This is a genomic window from Marichromatium gracile (assembly GCF_004343155.1).
GTDB classification, from domain to species: domain Bacteria; phylum Pseudomonadota; class Gammaproteobacteria; order Chromatiales; family Chromatiaceae; genus Marichromatium; species Marichromatium gracile.
Genome location: NZ_SMDC01000011.1, coordinates 79399 through 99384 on the forward strand (window position 1 = coordinate 79399; position 19986 = coordinate 99384).

Genomic DNA, 19986 nt, shown 5'->3' on the forward strand with positions numbered 1-19986 from the left:
TTCCCCTCAAGCGCGCGATTTCACCAGACGGGGATGACGATTCGTGGACAGCGCTGTGACGTCGAGCGTCATCTGTGGTGCGCGCCGGTGGCCGATGGCCCTGCGCGGACTACCGTTTACGCGATCGCCGTCTACCTTGTGTAGGGCAGGGGCGCAGCCTGACTGCGCACCCCCAATCCGACCACCGATGCTGGAGGTTGCGATGGACGATTCGACCCCGTGCCATCAGGACCTATTCGACGAGCAGGGATTTCTCGAGGACCCCGAGCTGTGGAGTCGCGACCTGGCGCTGGCGATCGCCGCCGAGCTACGTCTCGGCGAGTTGACCGAGACGCACTGGGACCTGATCGATCGGCTGCGAGGTGATTATCTGGAGGGGCATGCGCGCGCCGATCCGTGTCGCGCGCTGGGACTTCCGGCGGATTGTGCCGAGCGTCTGTTCGGGGATATGCGGACAGCCTGGCGGATCGCCGGCCTGCCGGCCGCGGACTCGCCTCGCCGTGCGCCCTTGGTGCCCGGCGGTGGGGCGGTACGCCAGTTACGCTGACGCCTTCGTCCCGTAGCGCTGCCGTGGCGGGTGCCGGGGGGGGGCAGGGCCCGGCAGGCCGGGCCCCGGGGTGTCAGCGCTCGCCGTTGTCCTCGAGCTGGTCGGTCGCCTGCTCGACCCGGTCCCCGGCACCCTCGAGTGCCTCGGTGACGGCGTCGCGAGCCTGCTCCAGCTGCTGACCGATCTGTTCGGCCTGTTGGTCGATCTTGCGTCCGGCCTCCTCGGCCGGTCCCTCCTGTTCACAGCCGGCGAGGATCGGCGCGCCGAGCAGGCCGATGGTGAGCGCGAACGCGATACGGGGCGATGGGATGGTCATCTCTACACCTCCTGTGCTGTCTCGGTGAGACGGTGTCGGGCGCTTGAGGATAGCGCCAGGATGTCGGTACATGGGGGCCTTGAAGATAGGCGGCGGGTCATTTCGGCCCGCCCGTCGAACTAGATAGGGACGTTTTTTTGCGCTGCAACATGATGAGCGGTCGTTGGAGTGGTCCCGCCGCCCTGTACTCTTGCTTCAGGTCCAGGGACGGAATTGCTGTAGGCGACCGATCGGATCGCTCGATGGGCTGTTCCGCATGTGCGATCCGCTGCGCAATCAGACCACGGAGATGCACGATGACCGAAAATGACTGCTCAGGGGGCGACGCACCCCCCGCTGCACCCTGTGTCTTTCGTTGCTGGAGATGTACCCAGGCATCGTCCGGCGTCCGTTGGAGACATGGCTCGCGTTCGCCATCCGCGTTGCCCCTGCAGCGTCGCGCGGGCCTACGCAAGCCGCCCGATGGTGATGAGCTGGGGTGCGAACTCGCCCGGGCCTGGCTCGCCGCGACCCGGGCGGGGCGCTGGCGTCTGTCGGTACAGACACGGGCCGCGCTCTGTCTGTTGGGTGGAGATGCCTCGCCATGGGAGACACTGATCGCCAGCAGTTTCGCCCGTTCCGGCGGTCGGCTGCGTTGGCATGGCTGATGACGTGCGCGTCTTGTCTCCTGCGGGAGTACATCGACCGATGAGCTTGCAATGGTTGGTGCACGGATGGCGTGTGATGATGGGGGCGCTGTCGCTGACGGTGCTGCTCGGTCTGACCGATGTCCTGGCCCAGGATGGACTGCTGCTGACACCGGGAGAGCGCCAGGGCATCGGTTATGTGAGCGGTGGGGTCGGACTCGACGAACGTCGTTATCTCGATACACGCCTCGGCATCGACTACAACCTCAAGCTCGAGTTCGCGCTGCACGACGGTCGCTATCTCGGCGACGTCGCGGTCGAGATCCTCGGCGCCGATGGCGGGCCGCTGGTGTCGCTGCATTCCCCCGGGCCCTGGCTGCTGCTGCGCCTGCCGGAAGGGCGTTACCGGATTCGTGCCCGGACGCTGTCGCGCTCCTTCGAGCAGTCGATCAACCTGGAGTCAGACACCCCCGGAACTCTGATCTTCAATGGCTGGCGGGACACACCCGTGCCTTGACGTCGCGCGCAAGCGCGGCCATGTCGTTCAGCCTCCGCTCCTCCTCCTTCCGCTGTCGCCGCCCCGTCGAACCCTTGGTCGGCCTTGCGACCCGGATCACCCCTTGACCTCGTTGGCGGATGCCGCTCTGGTGATCGCCGTGGCGTGGGATTGTCATCGGTGATTCGGGGTTGAACAGCGCCCGCGCCTTGTCGCAGGATTCCATCAATCATCGCCGCATGTGGCCTTGCAAGGCCCATGGACGGGGGCGTGATGCTCTGGATGCGAGACGGTGCCCGGCGGGTCCATGCGTGCCCCGTGCCTGTCGTCTCGTTCCGTTGGCCAAGGCCGTCGTCCGGGATGTGGCGGCCCCGAGGAGTGAAGAAGATGACGACGATGCAGTATGAGTCCCTGGCCGACTTCGTGCGCGCGCTCGATTTCGCCGCCGACAAGCACCGCGACCAGCGCCGCAAGGACGAGCGTGCCTCGCCCTATATCAACCACCCGATCGCCCTGACCCGGGTGCTGATCGACGAGGCCGGGGTGACTGACCCCGTGGTGCTCTGTGCCGCGCTGCTGCACGACACCATCGAGGACACCGCCACCACCGAGGCCGAGCTGATCGAGCACTTCGGGGATACCGTCACCGCCGTGGTGCTCGAGGTCAGCGACGACAGGTCGCTGGCCCAGCACGAGCGTAAACGGCTGCAGATCGAGCACGCCCCGCAGCTCTCCGAGCAGGCCCGCTTGGTCAAGCTCGCCGACAAGATCTGCAACCTGCGCGACATCCTCGACTCGCCCCCACCGGACTGGAGCCGTGAGCGCCAGCGCGCCTATTTCGACTGGGCCGGACAGGTGATCGACGGCCTGCGCGGGACCCACGCCGCGCTCGAGGCGGTCTTCGATCAGGTCCATGCCCAGGGGCGCGAACTCTGAAGCGGTGTCTACGACAGCGCCGCCAGTGCCTGCTCCAGCCGGCCGAAGCCAGCCCTTATCCAGCTGCACTCTTGGTTGCGGGTGGGGCGCTTGCCGGTATCTCGGTGCACTGAGCGCCAATGCCTCAGAAGACGAGACATATCCGCGCTTCCGTTCGGACGCGTCTGTAGAGCCTCTCCCGAGAAACGACGCAGCTCCTTGAGCTGATGCCCGTGCGCTATGGGTTGGAATGCCTGCTTTACTGCCCTGGCGTGCGAGCCCTCTCTGACCGATTCGTGCTCATTCGAGAAAGACGTCGAGGATGGCATCGATTTCGATTCGAACGCCGTATGTGTCGACCAGATCCAGGAGTAGGCCGAGTACGGTGGGTTGCGGTTGTATACGAGCGCGTCGATCAATGGTGGCGCCATTGTGGGTAGCCGTTGGCGATCCATGCGGTTTCGGTGGCGTTGAAGGGCCGTAATGCGACAGCCTGCTATAGCGGCGCCTCGTGACCTGATCGGGGTGTTGCGGTGTCTGCCAGGCGTCATGGCGTCACCTTCATCGGCCGGGCGCTGGATCTGCCCAAGCGCTAACTGAATGCCTCGGTGCGCTGTGCCGAGGTCGACGCCCCGGAGCAGCAGCGACCGCTCTGGACCAAGCCGGCACCGCTCAGCACGATACTCGAGCGCGCGCTCGATATCGGGACGCCTACGGCGTTGCGGGTATGGTTCGGCACGGTGTGCCCGTGGCCTGGGTGCCGGGGAGGCTCGTGTGGGCGCTGATTCGTGAGCAAGGCCTGCGGGGGAGGGCACCTGCAGCACTGCCAGCTCGTGAACGATGTGATCTCCGCGCAACAAAAAAGGCCAACCATGACTGGTTGGCCTTTGCTGCTTGCTTGGTGGAGGCGGCGGGAATCGAACCCGCGTCCGCAAGCCCTCTGCCCTCGGTCCTACATGCTTAGCCCACTCTATTGTTTTTAGCCTTCTGCCGCCCGAAGGGCAGGGCGATCAGTCGGCGATTCCGTTAGGTTTTAGTGGATCAGGTCCGGACTCCCGTCACCACGATCCTGTGTGAGGTTACCCCTGGAATCCGCCGCCCACAGGCAAGTGACGGTCAGAGGCCCGCTGGGATTAAGCAGCGAGAGCGTAGTTGTCGTCGTTGGCAACTATAAGTTTGCGGAGGGTTTTACGAGGTCAACCGCACCTCGGCATGCACCTTAGGTTTCGCGACCCACGTCGAAGCCAGTCGCCCCCTTAAGTGAAAGGACACTATAGAAGAGCCGGGGTTCCCCGGCAAGTGCGGTGTGCCGGGGCGGGGCACGGATCGCCGCGGCTCAGTTGCCCTTGAACAGCCGCTCCTTCTCGCGTTGCCAGTCACGATCCTTCTCGGTGGTGCGCTTGTCGTGTTGCTTCTTGCCCTTGCCGAGGCCGATCTCGAGCTTGGCGCGACCGCGCTTCCAGTACATGGCCGTGGGCACCAGGGTGAAGCCGGCGCGCTCGGTCTGGCCGATCAGGCGGTTGAGTTCGTGGCGCTTGAGCAGCAGCTTGCGCGATCGCGTGGGGTCGGGGTTGATGTGGGTGGAGGCGGTCTGCAGCGGCGAGATGTGGGCGCCGATCAGGTAGCCTTCGCCATGGAGGATCTTGACGTAGCTCTCCTTGAGCTGGATGCGCCCGGCGCGCAGGCTCTTGACCTCCCAGCCCTCGAGTGCCAAGCCCGCCTCAAGGCGTTGCTCGATGAAGTAGTCGTGGCTCGCCTTCTTGTTGAGCGCGATGGTCGAGCCGCCGTCGGTCTTGTTCTTCTTTCCTTTAGCCATGTCGCGAGTGTAATCGATAGTCGAGGTAGGGCGGTACGGGAGGCGAGCGCCTGTCCAGCCCCCATGATACGCACATCCACGCCCTTTGGCTTGCAAGGGATAGGCTAAGCGGGTAGATTACCCGGCTCGATCAGGACGGAGTCTTTGCCATGCGAGCGCCACTGATTGCAGGGAACTGGAAGATGAACGGCAGCAAGCGCGACGCGCAGCTGCTGTTCGGCGGTGTATCAGCGGGAGCCGCCTCGCTCCAAGGGGTCGAGGTCGCGGTCTGTCCCCCTTTCCCCTATCTGGCGCTCGGTGAGGCCGAACTCGCCGATGGCGTGGTGCGTCTCGGCGCCCAGGACGTCAGCGCCGAGTCCGCTGGTGCCTATACCGGCGAGATCGCGGCAGCGATGCTGGCCGAGTTCGACTGTCGCTACGTGATCTGTGGGCACTCCGAGCGCCGTGAGTATCACGCCGAATCAGACGCCCTGATTGCGCGCAAGCTGCAATCGGTCATCGCCAGCGGGATGCGTCCCATCCTCTGCATCGGCGAGACGCTGGAGCAGCGCGAGCGCGGCGAGACCGAGGCGGTCATCGCCGCACAACTCGATGGCGTGCTCCAGGTTGCCGGCATCGAGGTCTTCGCTGCGCTCGACATCGCTTACGAGCCGGTCTGGGCGATCGGTACCGGCAAGACCGCGACTCCCGAACAGGCGCAGCAGGTCCACGCCTTCGTGCGCGCAAGAATTGCTGACTCGGATCAGCGTATTGCGCAGAAGCTGCGGATTCTCTACGGTGGCAGCATGAAGCCCGGTAACGCAGCCGAGCTGCTGGCGCAGCCGGATATCGACGGTGGACTGATCGGCGGCGCGTCGCTGGACGTTGATGATTTTCTCGCGATCTGTCGCGCCGCAGAGGCCGCGGCAGGTTAGCCCAGGGTAACGAGTCAGGCATGCAAACCATTTTGACAATTGTCCAGGTCTTCCTGTCGTTGGGCCTGATAGGCTTGGTCCTCATTCAGCACGGCAAGGGCGCTGACGCTGGAGCCGCTTTCGGAAGCGGTGCATCGCAGACCGTCTTCGGTTCGCAGGGGTCAGGTTCCTTCCTGACGCGAGCGACCGCGATCCTCGCGACACTGTTCTTCCTGACCAGCATGGCGCTGGCCTATTTCGCGACCCAAGTCAGCGAGCCGGAAGGCTTCATGGAAGACATGGATGATGCCGTGCTGATCGAGGCCGCGCCGGAAACCCTGGTGCCGTCCGACGTGCCCTCGGTCCCTGGCGTGGACGCCGGTGACAGCGCCGCTCCGGGCGCTTCCGACATCCCCGCTGCGCCTGCAGCAGAAATTTCTGTTGACAACGACGAAAATTCTGCTAATGTAGTGGGACACGCTGACGGGCAGGCAGATGATGCATCTGTCGAGACCGGTAACAGCGAATAAAATTTATTGCCGACGTGGTGAAATTGGTAGACACGCTATCTTGAGGGGGTAGTGGCGAAAGCCGTGCCAGTTCGAGTCTGGCCGTCGGCACCAAACAGCAAACGGCATACCAGTATCTGGTATGCCGTTTTTTTATGCCGGGATCGATATTCTAAGGGATTGAAAATCCTAATATTTTTGATTGAGCGCCGGGTTGACACTGTCGTTGACGCTGCACTAGACTCAATCTTCCGGCTTTATAAGCAAACCATGAAACACGGGGGTCAAGGTGCTCGAGAACTATTTGCCCATCCTGATCTTTATCCTCGTGGGGATCCTGGTGGGTGTCGGGTCGCTCGGGCTCGGGTACCTGTTGGGACCGCGCCGACCGGATCAGGAAAAGGACTCCCCCTACGAGTGCGGCTTCGAGGCCTTCGAGAACGCACGTCTGAAGTTCGACGTCCGTTACTACTTGGTCGCAATCCTCTTTATCTTGTTCGATCTGGAGATCGCCTTCCTCTTTCCCTGGGCGGTCGTACTGGATGACCTTGGGGTGTTCGCCTTCTGGTCGATGGCGATCTTCCTCGGCATCCTGGTGGTCGGCTTCATCTACGAGTGGAAGAAGGGCGCACTGGAATGGGAATAGAAGGGGTTCTTGAAGAAGGCATCGTCACCACGACGGCCGACAAGCTGATCAACTGGGCGCGCACCGGCTCGATGTGGCCGATGACCTTCGGTCTGGCCTGCTGCGCGATCGAGATGATGCACGCCGGCGCCGCGCGTTACGACCTTGACCGCTTCGGCATCATCTTCCGCCCGAGTCCACGTCAATCCGACGTGATGATCGTCGCCGGCACCCTGGTCAACAAGATGGCCCCGGCGTTGCGCAAGGTCTACGATCAGATGGCCGAGCCGCGCTGGGTGATCTCCATGGGCTCCTGCGCCAATGGTGGCGGTTACTATCATTACGCCTATTCCGTCGTGCGCGGCTGCGATCGCATCGTGCCGGTGGATGTCTACGTGCCCGGCTGTCCGCCGACCGCCGAGGCGCTGCTCTACGGCATTCTGCAGCTGCAGAACAAGATCCGCCGAACGAACACCATCGCCCGCTGAAGCAGTCTCCATAATCCATGTCTACAGAGCACCTGACCCGCAACGCCAGGCTGGATGCGCTCGCCGCTACTCTTCGCGAGCAGTTCGCGGAACACGGCTGTGAGCTGCTGGAGCAGTTTGGTGAGCTGACCCTGGTGGTACCCGCTGAGCGTCTGCTCGACGTGTGCCTGACCCTGCGCGACCACGAGGCGTTGCGCTTCGAGCAGCTGATCGACGTCTGCGGCGTCGATTACGCCGCCTACGGCGAGTCCGAGTGGGAGACCGAGACGGCCTCCTTCACCGGCTTCGGGCGCGGCGTCGATCGCGATCCCGAACTCGAACTCGACGACCCCAAGCGCTTCGCGGTGGCCTACCACCTGCTCTCGCTGGCCTACAACCGCCGGTTGCGGTTGCGGGTCCATGCCGGTGGCGCCCAGCCGATGGTCGACTCGGTGGTCGATCTCTGGCCGGCGGCCAACTGGTTCGAGCGCGAGGCCTTCGACCTCTACGGCATCCTCTTCCGCGGTCACCCCGACCTGCGTCGCATCCTCACCGACTACGGCTTCGTCGGGCATCCCTTCCGCAAGGACTTCCCGCTGATCGGCCAGGTCGAGATGCGCTACGACCCCGAGCAGGCCCGTGTGGTCTACGAGCCGGTCTCGATCGAGCCGCGGGTGCTGGTGCCGCGCGTGATCCGTGGCGAGGCACCCGCCGGGTCCGATCCCAGCCAGGAGCCAGGTGATGCCTGAGATTCGCAACTACACCATCAACTTCGGTCCCCAGCACCCCTCGGCCCACGGCGTGCTGCGTCTGGTGCTCGAACTCGACGGTGAGGTCATCCAGCGCGCCGATCCGCACGTCGGCCTGCTGCATCGCGCCACCGAGAAGCTCGCCGAGAGCAAGCCCTACAACCAGAGCATCGGTTACATGGACCGGCTCGACTATGTCTCGATGATGTGCAACGAGCACGGCTACGTGCGCGCCATCGAGCAGCTGCTCGGGGTCGAGGTGCCGGAGCGCGCGCAGTACATCCGCACCATGTACGACGAGATCACGCGCATCCTCAACCACCTGATGTGGTTGGCCGCGCATGCGCTCGATATCGGCGCGATGAGCGTGTTCCTCTACTGCTTCCGCGAGCGCGAGGACCTGTTCGATTGCTACGAGGCGGTCAGCGGCGCGCGCATGCACGCGACCTACTATCGTCCGGGCGGGGTCAACCGCGACCTCCCCGAGCGCATGCCGCAGTTCGACAAGGCCGGCTCCAAGTGGCACGGCGCCAAGGAGATGGCCCGGCGCAACGCCAATCGCCAGGGCTCGCTGCTCGACTTCCTCGAGGACTTCACCGAGCGCTTCCCCAAGCACGTCGACGAGTACGAGACCCTGCTCACCGACAACCGCATCTGGAAGCAGCGTACCGTCGGCATCGGCGTGGTCTCGCCCGAGCGCGCCCAGGCCCTCGGTTTCACCGGGCCGATGCTGCGTGGCTCGGGGATCGCCTGGGACCTGCGCAAGAAGCAGCCCTATGCCGCCTACGACAAGGTCGACTTCGACATCCCGATCGGCATCAACGGCGACTGCTACGATCGCTATCTGGTGCGCATGGAGGAGATGCGCCAGTCCAACCGCATCATCCGTCAGTGCATCGACTGGCTGCGCGCCAACCCCGGTCCGGTGCGCATCGACGATGCCAAGGTGATCGCGCCCTCGCGCGAGCGGATGAAGGCGGACATGGAAGCCCTGATCCATCACTTCAAGCTCTTCAGCGAGGGCTATTGCACCCCGCCCGGCGAGGTCTATGCCGCGGTCGAGGCGCCCAAGGGCGAGTTCGGCTGCTACATCGTCTCCGACGGCGCCAACAAGCCCTACCGGCTGAAGATCCGCGCCCCCGGCTTCCCCCATCTGGCCGCCCTTGACGAGATGTCGCGCGGTCACATGATCGCCGACGTGGTGGCCATCATCGGGACGCTGGATATCGTCTTCGGGGAGATCGATCGCTGATGAGTTTTCGTACCACACCGCTCACCGTCGCGCACGATCGCGACAAGTCGACCCTGTTCACCGCAGAGCTGCGCGAGGCGATCGATGCCTTGCTGACCCGCTACCCCGAGGACTGGCAGCAGTCGGCGGTGATGCCCGCACTGACCCTGCTGCAGGACGCCAACGGTGGCTGGCTCACCCGCGAGCTGATGGACGACCTGGCGGCCTATCTCGACATGCCCGAGGTCGCCGTCTACGAGGTCGCCACCTTCTACGGCATGTACGACCTCGAACCCCAGGGGCGGCACAAGGTCTGTGTCTGCAACAGCGTCTCCTGCATGTTGCGCGGCTCCGAGACGCTGATCGAGCACGTCGGTGAGAAGTACGGGGTGGGGCCGGGCGAGACCACCGCCGATGGTCGCTTCACCCTCAAGGAAGTCGAATGTCTCGGGGCCTGCCGCCATGCGCCGGCGGTGCTGGTCGACAAGACCTACCACGAGAACCTCTCGCCGGAGGCGCTCGACGAACTCATCGACGGGCTGGAGTGAGACCATGGTCGAGAACCAGAACACCGTATGCTTTCGCACCATGCACCTCGAGGCCGCGACGCGGCACAGCCTCGAGGCCTATCGCAGCGTCGGCGGCTATGTCCAGTGGGAGCGCATCCTCCGCGAGCGCCCGGATCCCAATGACCTGATCGAGGAGGTCAAGCGCTCCAACCTGCGCGGACGCGGTGGCGCGGGCTTCCCCACCGGACTGAAGTGGAGCTTCATGCCGCGCACCGCGCCGGGGCAGAAGTACATCGTCTGCAACTCCGACGAGGGTGAGCCGGGCACCTGCAAGGACCGCGACATCCTGCGCTACAACCCGCACCAGGTGATCGAGGGCATGGCCATCGCCGGCTACTGCATCGGCGCCACCGTCGGTTACAACTACATCCGCGGCGAGTTCTACGAACCGATCGCGCGCTTCGAGGAGGCGCTCGGCGAGGCCTATGAGGCCGGGCTGCTGGGGCGCGACCTGCTCGGCTCCGGGGTCGACTTCGATCTCTATGTCCATTGCGGTGCCGGCGCCTACATCTGTGGCGAGGAGACCGCGCTGCTCGAGTCGATCGAGGGCAAGAAGGGACAGCCGCGCTACAAGCCGCCGTTCCCCGCCCAGCAGGGTCTCTACGGTTGCCCGACCACCATCAACAACACCGAATCGCTGGCCTCGGTGCCGGTGATCCTGGAGCGTGGCGGGCAGTGGTTCCTCGAGCAGGGACGGCCCAACAACGGTGGTCCCAAGCTGTTCTCGGTCAGTGGCCACGTCAACCGCCCGAACAACTTCGAGGTGCCGCTCGGTACCCCCTTCCGCGATCTCCTGGAGATGGCCGGTGGGGTGCTCGACGATCGCCCGCTCAAGGCGGTGATCCCCGGCGGCTCCTCGGTCCCGGTGGTGCCGGGCGAGATCATGATGCAGACCGACATGGACTACGACTCCATCGCCAAGGCCGGCTCCATGCTCGGCTCGGGCGCGGTGATCGTGATCGCCGAGGGCACCTGCATGGTGCGCGTGCTGCACAACCTCTCGCACTTCTACATGCACGAGTCCTGCGGTCAGTGCACGCCGTGTCGCGAGGGCACCGGCTGGCTGGCGCGGGTGCTCAAGCGCATCCTCGACGGTCAGGGGCGCGCCGAGGACCTGGAGCTGCTCGAGAGCGTGGCCGGACGGATCGGCGGGCGCACCATCTGCGCCCTCGGCGATGCCGCGGCGATGCCGGTGCAGAGCTTCCTCAAGCACTACCGGCACGAGTTCGCGTACCGGATCGAACACGGACGCAGCATGGTCGCCTGAGCGGCCGCGCCCTTCGAGCCATCCTCTGTCGGCCGGCGGCCCGTGTCGCCGCCGACCGTGAATCCATGAGCAGACGGTGTCCGCCGCGGCGGACATCCTGGCGCCCCGTAGCGAGTGCACCTCGGGCGTCTCAATGCGGCCCTCTGGAGGCCGCGTCACTGGTGCCGATCGAGAGACCTTAATGACGGACAAGATCACCATCGAGATCGACGGCCGTGCCTGTGAGGCAGCGCCGGGGGAGATGATCATCGCGGTCGCCGACCGTGAGGGCATTACCATTCCCCGCTTCTGCTATCACAAGAAGCTGTCCATTGCGGCGAACTGTCGGATGTGTCTGGTCGAGGCCGAGGCCGGCGGTCGTCCCTTCCCCAAGCCGGTGCCGGCCTGCGCGACCCCGGTCAGTGACGGGATGAAGGTGCAGACGCGCTCGCCCAAGGCCATCGATGCCCAGGAGGGCACGATGGAGTTCCTGCTGATCAATCACCCGCTCGACTGTCCGATCTGCGATCAGGGCGGCGAGTGCGAGCTGCAGGACGTGGCCATGGGCTACGGCGGTGACGTGTCGCGCTACAGCGAGCGTAAGCGGGTGGTCGAGGACGAGGACCTCGGCCCGCTGATCGCCACCGAGATGACCCGCTGCATCCACTGCACCCGCTGCGTGCGCTTCGGCGCCGAGATCGCCGGGGTGCGTGAGCTTGGCGCCACCGGGCGCGGCGAGACGATGCGCATCGGCACCTTCACCGCCGTCGCCGTGGAGCACGAACTCTCGGGCAATGTCATCGACCTCTGTCCGGTCGGTGCCCTGACCTCCAAGCCCTATCGCTTCCAGGCCCGCGCCTGGGAGCTGACCGGTCGCGACAGCATCTCCCCGCACGACGGGGTCGGCGCCAACCTGCGCCTGCACGTGCGTCGCGACCAGGTGCTGCGGGTCCACCCCAACGACAACGAGACGGTCAACGAGACCTGGATCGCCGACCGCGACCGCTTCAGCTACGAGGGCCTGTATGCCGCCGATCGGCTCACCCAGCCGATGATCAAGCGCGACGGCGCCTGGCAGGCGGTGGCCTGGGGCGAGGCGATGACCCTGGTGGCCGAGCGGCTCAAGGCCGCCGATCCGGCCACCAGCGGTTGGTGGCTGGCGCCCAACGCCACCCTCGAGGAGCTCTATCTCGCGCAGCGGGTGGCGCGTGGACTCGGCGTCGCCGACATCGACAGCCGACTGCGTCAGCAGGACTTCCGCGACGACGCGGTGGCGCCGCTGCGCCCCTGGCTCGGCTGCACCATCGCCGAGCTCGAGACCCGGCGTGCGATCCTGGTGATCGGCAGCGACCTGCGCCAGGAGCAGCCGCTGCTCGCCCATCGCATCCGCAAGGCCGCGCTCGCCGGCGCCGGGGTCGGTTGCGTCAATCCGCTCGAACTCGAACTCAATCACGCCGCCACCCAGCTGGTGGTCGATCCGGCGGCCTTGCCCGCGGCGCTGGCGGCGATCGCCAAGGCGCTCGACTGCGCTCCAGAGGGCGCGGGCGCGGCGCTGATCGCCGCCGCCGAGCCCGACGAGGCGCAGCGCGCGCTCGCCGAGCTGCTGCGCGCCGGTGAGGCCGGGCAGGGCGGTCTGGTCGCGCTCGGCGCGCTCGCCGTCGCCCATCCCGATTACGCGCTGATCCGCGCCCTGGCCGAGACCATCGCCACGACCAGCGGTTGCGCGCTCGGCTGGCTGCCGGCGGCGGCCAACAGCGTCGGTGCTCATCTCGCCGGCGCCTTGCCCCAGGTCGGCCCCGGTGGCGTCGCGCTGGAGCGGCCCGGGCGTGCGCTCGATGCGATGCTCGCCGAGGCGCCGCGCACCCTGGTGCTGTGGGGCGTCGAACCCGATCGCGATCTGATCGATCCGGCGCGGGCGATGGCCGCCTGCGAGCAGGCCGAGTTCGTCGTCGCCTGCTCGGCCTTCCGCTCGCCGTCGCTGGAGGCGGGCGCCGACGTGCTGCTGCCGATCGGCGCCTTCGCCGAGACCTCCGGCACCTTCGTCAACGCCAGTGGCGTCTGGCAGTCGTTCCAGGGCGCGGTGGCGCCCCCGGGCGAGGCACGCCCGGGCTGGAAGGTGCTGCGGGTGCTCGGCAACCTGCTCGACCTGCGCGGCTTCGACTATGTCAGCGCCGCCGGGGTCCGTGAGGAACTCGCCGAGTGCTGTGGTGAGGCCGTGCACGACAACGCCGCGCGCGCGGCGCTCGGCGCGCTCGAGCCGCGTCTCGCCGAGGGCGGGCTGGCGCGGGTCGGCGGGGTGCCGATCTATGCGCTCGACGCCCTGGTGCGACGCGCCCCGGCGCTGCAGCGCACCGCCATGCCGCGCGCCGCCCTCGCGCTCTATCTGCACCCGGAGCGGGCCGCCGCGCTGGGGCTAGAGGAGGGCGCCGAGGCGACCCTGAGCCAGGGCGGCCGGACGCTCGACTGCGAGGTGCGGCTCGATGCACGGCTCGCCCCCGGGTGTGCCTGGGTGCCGGCCGCGGTCGCGGGCAGCGAGCGGCTCGGCGCGCAGATCGGCCCGATCGAGATCACCGCCGCCGGCGCCCAGAGAGGATGATGCGACTATGATCGAACTGTGGAACAGCCTCCCGGTGGTGATCCAGATCCTGCTCAAGATCACCGCCATCCTGGTCCCGCTGCTGCTGCTGGTGGCCTATTACACCTATGCCGAGCGCAAGGTGATCGGCTATATCCAGGTCCGCATCGGCCCCAACCGGGTCGGTTGGCGCGGCCTGCTGCAGCCGATCGCCGATGCGCTGAAGCTGTTGCTCAAGGAGGTGGTGATCCCCTCCAAGGCCGACAAGGCGCTCTTCCTGATGGCCCCGGTGATCACCATCGGCCCGGCGATGGCCGCCTGGGCGGTGATCCCCTTCGACGCCGGGCTGGTGCTCTCGGACATCAACGCCGGGCTGCTCTATGTGCTGGCGCTGACCTCGCTCGGGGTCTACGGCGTGATCATCGCCGGCTGGGCCTCCAACTCCAAGTACGCGCTGCTCGGCGCGATGCGCTCGGCGGCGCAGATCGTCGCCTACGAGATCGCCATGGGCTTTGCCCTGGTCGGGGTGCTGGTGGCCGCCGGTAGCCTCAATCTCGGCGCCATCGTCGAGGCCCAGGCGGGTAACCTGTTCACCTGGTACTGGCTGCCGCTGCTGCCGCTGTTCGGGGTCTATCTGATCTCGGGCGTGGCCGAGACCAACCGCGCGCCCTTCGACGTCGCCGAGGGCGAGTCGGAGATCGTCGCCGGCTTCCACGTCGAGTACTCGGGGATGGCCTTTGCGGTCTTCTTCCTCGCCGAGTACGCCAACATGATCCTGATCTCGGCGCTGACCGCGGTGCTGTTCATGGGCGGCTGGCTGTCGCCGCTGCCGCAGTCCTGGGTCGACGGGGTGGCGCTGCTCGACGACGGCTTCCACTGGTTCGCGTTGAAGACCGGCTTCTTCATGTTCCTGTTCCTGTGGCTGCGCGCGACCTTCCCGCGCTACCGCTACGACCAGATCATGCGCCTGGGCTGGAAGGTGTTCATCCCGATCACGATCGTGTGGATCCTGGTCGTGGCGCTGGCGGTGGTCTACCGGCTGCCGCCGTGGTGGTCGGCGTGATTGTGGAGGAGGCAAGATGCTGAAACACGCGCGAGAGTATGTGCAGAGCCTGCTCCTGGTCGAGCTGTTCCGGGGGATGCGGGTCACCGGCGGTTATCTGTTCAAACGCAAGTTCACGGTCCAGTACCCGGAGGAGCGCGCGCCGATCTCGCCGCGCTTCCGTGGGCTGCATGCGCTGCGTCGCTATCCCAACGGCGAGGAGCGTTGTATCGCCTGCAAGCTGTGCGAGGCCGTCTGTCCGGCGCTGGCCATCACCATCGAGGCCGAACCGCGCGAGGACGGCTCGCGGCGCACCACGCGCTACGACATCGATCTGTTCAAGTGCATCTATTGCGGCTTCTGCGAGGAGTCCTGCCCGGTCGACTCGATCGTCGAGACCGGGGTCTACGAGTATCACTTCGAGAATCGTGGTGAGCACATCATGACCAAGGACAAGCTGCTGGCGATCGGCGACAAGTACGAGTCCGAGATCGCCGCGGCGCGGGCGGCCGATGCGCCCTATCGATGAACGGGATCACGCGCCGTCTCGCGCATCCAGGAGACTAGGGATCAACCATGGGCTTTGAAAAGTTTCTCTTCTACGTCTTCGCCGCCATCACCCTGGCGGCGGCGGGGATGGTGGTGACGCGGCGCAATCCGGTGCACGCGGTGCTCTATCTGGTGCTCGCCTTCTTCTCCAGCGCCGCGCTCTGGCTGCTGCTCGAGGCCGAGTTCCTCGGGCTGGTGCTGGTGCTGGTCTATGTCGGCGCGGTGATGGTGCTGTTCCTGTTCGTGCTGATGATGCTCGACATCGACCTGGCGACGTTGCGCGCGGGCTTCATCCGCTATCTGCCGCTCGGCGCGGTGATCGCGGTGGTGATGGCCGCGCAGATCCTGCTGGTGGTGGGGCCCGGCAACTTCGGTGCCGAGCAGTTCCCGGCACCGGCCGCGGCGTCGGCCGAGGCCTCCAACATCGAGGAGGTCGGGATGCTGCTCTACACCGCCTATGTCTATCCCTTCGAGCTGGCCGCGGTGATCCTGCTGGTGGGCATCATCGCCGCCATTCGTCTGACCCTGCGCAAGCGTCCCGATACCAAGTATGTCGATCCCAAGCATCAGGTCGAGGTGCGCAAGGGGCCGGACCGGGTGCGTCTGGTCTCGCAGGTCTCCACGGCGGGGCTACGCGAGGAGCAGGGCGCGCGGGGTGTTGCACAATCGCAAGAGGAAGGGTCCGCATGATCGCGCTCTCCGACTATCTGATCCTCGGTGGTCTGCTGTTCTCGATCTCGGTGGCCGGGATCTTCCTGAACCGCAAGAACCTGATCCTGCTGCTGATGTGCATCGAGCTGATGCTGTTGGCGGTGAACATGAACTTCGTGGCCTTCTCGCACTTCCTCGGGGATGTCACGGGACAGGTGTTCGTCTTCTTCATCCTCACCGTCGCGGCCGCCGAGGCGGCGATCGGACTGGCCATCCTGGTGGTGCTGTTCCGTAACCGACGGTCGATCAATGTGCAGGATCTCGACGTCCTGAAAGGGTAGGGCGCGCGCGGGCGCCGAGGCGCCGGCGGTCCCTGGGAATCGTCGTTGCGGCGCGCGCGGCGGCGCGCGGAGGCCCTCGGGCGCCGCCGCCTCACCGCGGTCGGCACCCGTGGACACGGCAAATAGAGCGAAAGAGCAGAAATCAAGATGGAAAACGTCTACCTGACCATCGTGCTCGCGCCCCTGGTCGGCGCCATCGTCGCCGGCTTCTTCGGCGGCAGGATCGGCCGCGTGGGCGCGCACTCGGTGACCATCGCCGGCGTGGGCCTCTCCACACTCCTGTCGTTGTGGGTGCTGGGACGCTTCATCTGGGCGGAGCAGGCGGTGTTCGATGGCACCGTCTACACCTGGCTGGTCTCCGACGGCATGCGTTTCGAGGTCGGCTTCCTGGTCGACAAGCTCACCGCGATGATGATGGCCACGGTGACCTTCGTCTCGCTGATGGTGCACATCTACACCATCGGCTACATGGCCGACGACGAGCACAACTGGCCCGAGGGTGCGCTCACCGGTCGCAACAGCTATCAGCGCTTCTTCAGCTACATCTCGCTGTTCACCTTCTCGATGCTGATGCTGGTGATGGCGAACAACTTCATGCAGCTGTTCTTCGGCTGGGAGGCGGTCGGTCTGGTCTCCTACCTGCTGATCGGCTTCTGGTCGACCCGCGAGAGCGCGATCTTCGCCAACCTCAAGGCCTTCCTGGTCAACCGCGTCGGCGACTTCGGCTTCCTCCTCGGCATCGCCGCGGTGGCGATGTATTTCGGCACCCTCGACTACGCCGAGGTGTTCGCCGCCGCCCCGGGGCTGGCCGATACCGAGGTGGCGCTGTTCGGCGGCATCTCGCTGATGACCCTGATCTGCGTGCTGCTGTTCATCGGCGCCATGGGCAAGTCGGCGCAGGTGCCGCTGCACGTCTGGCTGCCCGACTCGATGGAGGGCCCGACCCCGATCTCGGCGCTGATCCACGCCGCCACCATGGTCACCGCCGGTATCTTCATGGTTGCGCGGATGTCGCCGCTCTACGAGCTCTCCGAGGCGGCGCTGAGCTTCGTGCTGATCATCGGCGCCACCACCGCCTTCTTCATGGGGCTGATCGGTCTGGTGCAGAACGACATCAAGCGGGTGGTCGCCTACTCGACGCTCTCCCAGCTCGGCTACATGATCACCGCGCTCGGCGCCTCGGCCTATGCCGCCGGCGTCTTCCATCTGATGACCCACGCCTTCTTCAAGGCGCTGCTGTTCCTCGCCGCCGGCTCGGTGATCATCGCGATGCACCACAAGCAGGACATTCGCGAGATGGGCGGTATGCGCAAGTTCATGCCGATCACCTGGATCACCGCGCTGATCGGCTCGCTGGCGCTGATCGGCTTCCCCGGCTTCTCCGGCTTCTTCTCCAAGGACGCGATCATCGCCGCGGTCAACGAGACGGCGATCTTCGGCGGTGGCTACGCCTCGGTGCTGCTCACCCTCGGCGTGCTGGTGACCGCGCTCTACAGCTTCCGCATGTACTTCCTGGTGTTCCACGGCAAGCCGCGGATGGACGAGCATACCCGCGAGCACCTGCACGAGACGCCCTGGGTGGTGACCGTGCCGCTGGTGATGCTGGCCATCCCCTCGCTGTTCATCGGCTGGTTCGCAATCGAGCCGATGCTGATCAACGACTGGTTCGCCTCGGGTGACTGGAGCCCGATCATGGTCGCCCCCGAGCACGACACCCTGGCGCATCTGCGCGAGCACTGGCACGGCCAGAGCGCCTTCGTGATGCACGCGCTCGGCACCCCGACGCTGATGCTCGCGCTCGGTGGTCTGGTGCTCGCCGCGCTGATCTGGTGGGTGGTCGCCGCGCGCAAGCCCGACATCGACGCCAAGCTGCTCGCCCTCGGCGGGCCGCTGACCCGGTTGCTGCAGAACAAGTACGGCTTCGACGACTTCAACCAGCGCTTCCTCGCCGGTGGCGCGCAGCTGCTCGGTCAGACCTTCTGGAGCCGTGGCGACCGGGCGCTGATCGATGACGGTATGGTCAACGGCTCGGCGCGTAGCGTGGGCCGCATGGCCGGCGTGCTGCGTCTGCTGCAGACCGGTTATCTCTACCATTACGCTATCGCGATGATCGTCGGTCTGGTCGGCCTGATGACGATCTTCGTGACCCTCTGACGCGCACAGGGAGACGCCCCGCATGTATCAGTTTCCGCTGCTGACGCTGCTCATCTGGCTGCCGATCGTCGGCGGTATCGCCGTGCTGGCCAGTGGTGACAGGTCGGCCTCCACCTCCAAGTGGACCGCGCTCGGCTTCGCCGTGCTCACCTTCGTCTCCAGCCTGTGGCTGTGGTTCGGCTTCGATCCGGGCACCGCCGAGATGCAGTTCGCCGAGCGCGTGGCCTGGATCCCGACCTTCGACGTCTACTACGCGCTCGGGGTCGACGGCATCTCGATGCCGCTGATCATCCTCACCACCTTCATCACCATCTTCGTGGTGATCGCCGGCTGGGAGGTGATCAGCTACAAGCCGAGTCAGTACATGGCCGCCTTCCTGATCATGGAAGGCGTCATGATCGGCGTGTTCTCGGCGCTCGACGCGGTGCTCTTCTACGTCTTCTGGGAGGCGATGCTGATCCCGATGTTCATCATCATCGGGGTCTGGGGCGGGCCGAACCGGGTCTATGCGACCATCAAGTTCTTCATCTACACCTTCTTCGGTTCGGTGTTCATGTTGGTCGCGCTGATCTACATGTACTTCCAGGCCGACAGCTTCAGCATCCTCGACTTCCACGGCCTCGAGCTGGGGATGACCGCGCAGACGCTGATCTTCATCGCCTTCCTGCTCGCCTTCGCGGTCAAGGTGCCGATGTTCCCGGTGCACACCTGGCTGCCCGACGCCCATGTCGAGGCGCCCACCGGCGGTTCGGTGGTGCTGGCGGCGATCATGCTCAAGATCGGCGGCTACGGCTTCCTGCGCTTCTCGATGCCGATCGCCCCGGACGCCAGCGCCGCGCTCGCCTGGCTGATCATCGCCATGTCGCTGATCGCGGTGGTCTATATCGGCTTCGTCGCTCTCGCCCAGCGCGACATGAAGAAACTGATCGCCTATTCCTCGATCGCCCACATGGGCTTCGTCACCCTCGGCTTCTTCATCGTCTTCGCCATCGTGCAGAACTCGACAGCCGGTGCCGGTGCGGTGATGGGCGTCGAGGGCGGCATGGTGCAGATGATCTCGCACGGCTTCATCTCCGGCGCGCTCTTTCTCTGTGTCGGTGTGCTCTACGACCGGGTGCACTCGCGCGAGATCGCCGATTACGGCGGCGTGGTCAACACCATGCCCTGGTTCGGCGCCTTCTTCGTCTATTTCGCCATGGCCAACTCGGGGCTGCCGGGCACCTCCGGGTTTGTCGGTGAGTTCATGGTGATCCTCGCCACCTTCCGTGCCAACTTCTGGTGGGCGCTGCTGGCGGCCACCACCCTGATCCTCGCCGCGGCCTATACCCTGTGGATGATCAAACGGGTGGTGTTCGGCCCGGTGGCCAACGACAAGGTCGCGGCGCTCACCGATCTCAACCGGCGCGAGGCGCTCAACCTCGGCGTGCTCGCCGCGGCGGTGCTGGCGCTCGGTCTGTGGCCGGCGCCGCTGCTCGAGGTGATGCACACCTCGGTCGAGCATCTGGTCGCCCAGGTGACCACCTGCAAGCTGCCGGCCGACGAGATCGGCGCCTGTGTGCTCGCGCGCCCCGAGCCGCTGGCCACCGTCGTCCAACCCTGACCCCTTGTCGCGTGCAGGTCCGGGGCGGTTGAGCACCGCCCCCGCCCCGGGCGCCGCGAACGCGGATCT

At 65.9% G+C, this 19986-nt stretch carries 20 protein-coding genes, 1 tRNA gene and 1 other RNA gene; 19 read left to right on the top strand and 3 right to left on the bottom strand.

All coding sequences use genetic code 11. The features are described from left to right. The first annotated feature begins 202 nt into the window (after window positions 1–202). The gene (locus EDC29_RS14060; RefSeq protein WP_165913537.1) at window positions 203–547 is read left to right on the top strand and encodes a TusE/DsrC/DsvC family sulfur relay protein; all 345 of its coding nucleotides are present in this window, start codon (window positions 203–205) and stop codon (window positions 545–547) included. Window positions 548–620: 73 nt separating this feature from the next. Here EDC29_RS14060 and EDC29_RS14065 read toward each other — a convergent pair whose 3' ends face one another. Beyond that, window positions 621–863, bottom strand: a complete 243-nt coding sequence (locus EDC29_RS14065; RefSeq protein ID WP_123139837.1) for a hypothetical protein — start codon at window positions 861–863, stop codon at window positions 621–623. A 723-nt stretch (window positions 864–1586) separates the two neighbouring features. Here EDC29_RS14065 and EDC29_RS14070 point away from each other — a divergent pair. After that, window positions 1587–2006, top strand: a complete 420-nt coding sequence (locus EDC29_RS14070) for a hypothetical protein (protein WP_132230407.1) — start codon at window positions 1587–1589, stop codon at window positions 2004–2006. 366 nt (window positions 2007–2372) lie between these two features. Further along, on the top strand, window positions 2373–2921 hold the full coding sequence (locus EDC29_RS14075; protein ID WP_190287890.1) for an HD domain-containing protein: 549 nt from the start codon (window positions 2373–2375) through the stop codon (window positions 2919–2921). An 878-nt stretch (window positions 2922–3799) separates the two neighbouring features. Here the strand turns inward: EDC29_RS14075 and ssrA are convergent. Beyond that, window positions 3800–4156, bottom strand: a transfer-messenger RNA (tmRNA) gene (gene ssrA, locus EDC29_RS14080). An 80-nt stretch (window positions 4157–4236) separates the two neighbouring features. Then, window positions 4237–4716 carry an SsrA-binding protein SmpB gene (gene smpB / locus EDC29_RS14085; protein ID WP_005220205.1) on the bottom strand — a complete coding sequence of 160 codons (480 nt, stop codon included), beginning with the start codon at window positions 4714–4716 and terminating at the stop codon, window positions 4237–4239. 149 nt (window positions 4717–4865) lie between these two features. Between smpB and tpiA the strand changes: the two genes are divergently transcribed. The 16 genes from tpiA (at window position 4866) to EDC29_RS14165 (ending at window position 19917) form a co-directional block, all read left to right on the top strand. Next, window positions 4866–5630, top strand: coding sequence for a triose-phosphate isomerase (gene tpiA / locus EDC29_RS14090; protein ID WP_132230409.1), 765 nt, complete (start codon window positions 4866–4868; stop codon window positions 5628–5630). Between the two features lie 20 nt (window positions 5631–5650). Further along, a complete protein-coding gene (gene secG / locus EDC29_RS14095) occupies window positions 5651–6139 on the top strand; it encodes a preprotein translocase subunit SecG (RefSeq protein ID WP_123139830.1) in 489 nt (162 codons plus the stop codon). A gap of 8 nt (window positions 6140–6147) precedes the next feature. Next, window positions 6148–6232, top strand: a tRNA-Leu gene (locus EDC29_RS14100). Window positions 6233–6407: 175 nt separating this feature from the next. Further along, window positions 6408–6764 carry an NADH-quinone oxidoreductase subunit A gene (locus EDC29_RS14105; protein WP_025275102.1) on the top strand — a complete coding sequence of 119 codons (357 nt, stop codon included), beginning with the start codon at window positions 6408–6410 and terminating at the stop codon, window positions 6762–6764. Continuing rightward, window positions 6755–7231, top strand: a complete 477-nt coding sequence (locus tag EDC29_RS14110) for a NuoB/complex I 20 kDa subunit family protein (protein ID WP_005220209.1) — start codon at window positions 6755–6757, stop codon at window positions 7229–7231. Before EDC29_RS14105 ends, EDC29_RS14110 begins: the two co-directional genes overlap by 10 nt. A 17-nt stretch (window positions 7232–7248) precedes the next feature. Then, the gene (locus EDC29_RS14115) at window positions 7249–7959 is read left to right on the top strand and encodes an NADH-quinone oxidoreductase subunit C (protein WP_123139829.1); all 711 of its coding nucleotides are present in this window, start codon (window positions 7249–7251) and stop codon (window positions 7957–7959) included. Next, window positions 7952–9211: an NADH-quinone oxidoreductase subunit D gene (locus EDC29_RS14120; protein WP_132230411.1), complete on the top strand. Its 1260-nt coding sequence runs from the start codon at window positions 7952–7954 to the stop codon at window positions 9209–9211. The genes EDC29_RS14115 and EDC29_RS14120 overlap by 8 nt, the downstream gene beginning before the upstream one ends. Further along, on the top strand, window positions 9211–9738 hold the full coding sequence (locus EDC29_RS14125) for an NADH-quinone oxidoreductase subunit NuoE family protein (protein WP_123139827.1): 528 nt from the start codon (window positions 9211–9213) through the stop codon (window positions 9736–9738). The genes EDC29_RS14120 and EDC29_RS14125 overlap by 1 nt, the downstream gene beginning before the upstream one ends. Before the next feature lie 4 nt (window positions 9739–9742). After that, window positions 9743–11026 (top strand): NADH-quinone oxidoreductase subunit NuoF, encoded by a 1284-nt coding sequence (nuoF, locus tag EDC29_RS14130; protein ID WP_190287888.1) that lies wholly within the window; start codon window positions 9743–9745, stop codon window positions 11024–11026. Between the two features lie 181 nt (window positions 11027–11207). Further along, window positions 11208–13601, top strand: a complete 2394-nt coding sequence (gene nuoG / locus EDC29_RS14135; RefSeq protein ID WP_132230413.1) for an NADH-quinone oxidoreductase subunit NuoG — start codon at window positions 11208–11210, stop codon at window positions 13599–13601. A 7-nt stretch (window positions 13602–13608) separates the two neighbouring features. Next, entirely contained in the window at window positions 13609–14643 is a 1035-nt protein-coding gene (nuoH, locus tag EDC29_RS14140; RefSeq protein WP_123139825.1) for an NADH-quinone oxidoreductase subunit NuoH, read from the top strand. Between the two features lie 16 nt (window positions 14644–14659). Then, window positions 14660–15151 carry an NADH-quinone oxidoreductase subunit NuoI gene (gene nuoI / locus EDC29_RS14145; protein WP_005220216.1) on the top strand — a complete coding sequence of 164 codons (492 nt, stop codon included), beginning with the start codon at window positions 14660–14662 and terminating at the stop codon, window positions 15149–15151. Between the two features lie 47 nt (window positions 15152–15198). Continuing rightward, entirely contained in the window at window positions 15199–15861 is a 663-nt protein-coding gene (locus EDC29_RS14150; RefSeq protein WP_132230415.1) for an NADH-quinone oxidoreductase subunit J, read from the top strand. Continuing rightward, the gene (gene nuoK, locus EDC29_RS14155; RefSeq protein ID WP_062276709.1) at window positions 15858–16163 is read left to right on the top strand and encodes an NADH-quinone oxidoreductase subunit NuoK; all 306 of its coding nucleotides are present in this window, start codon (window positions 15858–15860) and stop codon (window positions 16161–16163) included. Before EDC29_RS14150 ends, nuoK begins: the two co-directional genes overlap by 4 nt. A gap of 147 nt (window positions 16164–16310) precedes the next feature. Next, on the top strand, window positions 16311–18317 hold the full coding sequence (nuoL, locus tag EDC29_RS14160) for an NADH-quinone oxidoreductase subunit L (RefSeq protein ID WP_123139823.1): 2007 nt from the start codon (window positions 16311–16313) through the stop codon (window positions 18315–18317). A 22-nt stretch (window positions 18318–18339) separates the two neighbouring features. Beyond that, complete coding sequence (locus EDC29_RS14165; protein ID WP_005220220.1) at window positions 18340–19917, top strand: NADH-quinone oxidoreductase subunit M; 1578 nt, start codon at window positions 18340–18342, stop codon at window positions 19915–19917. Window positions 19918–19986 lie beyond the last annotated feature (69 nt).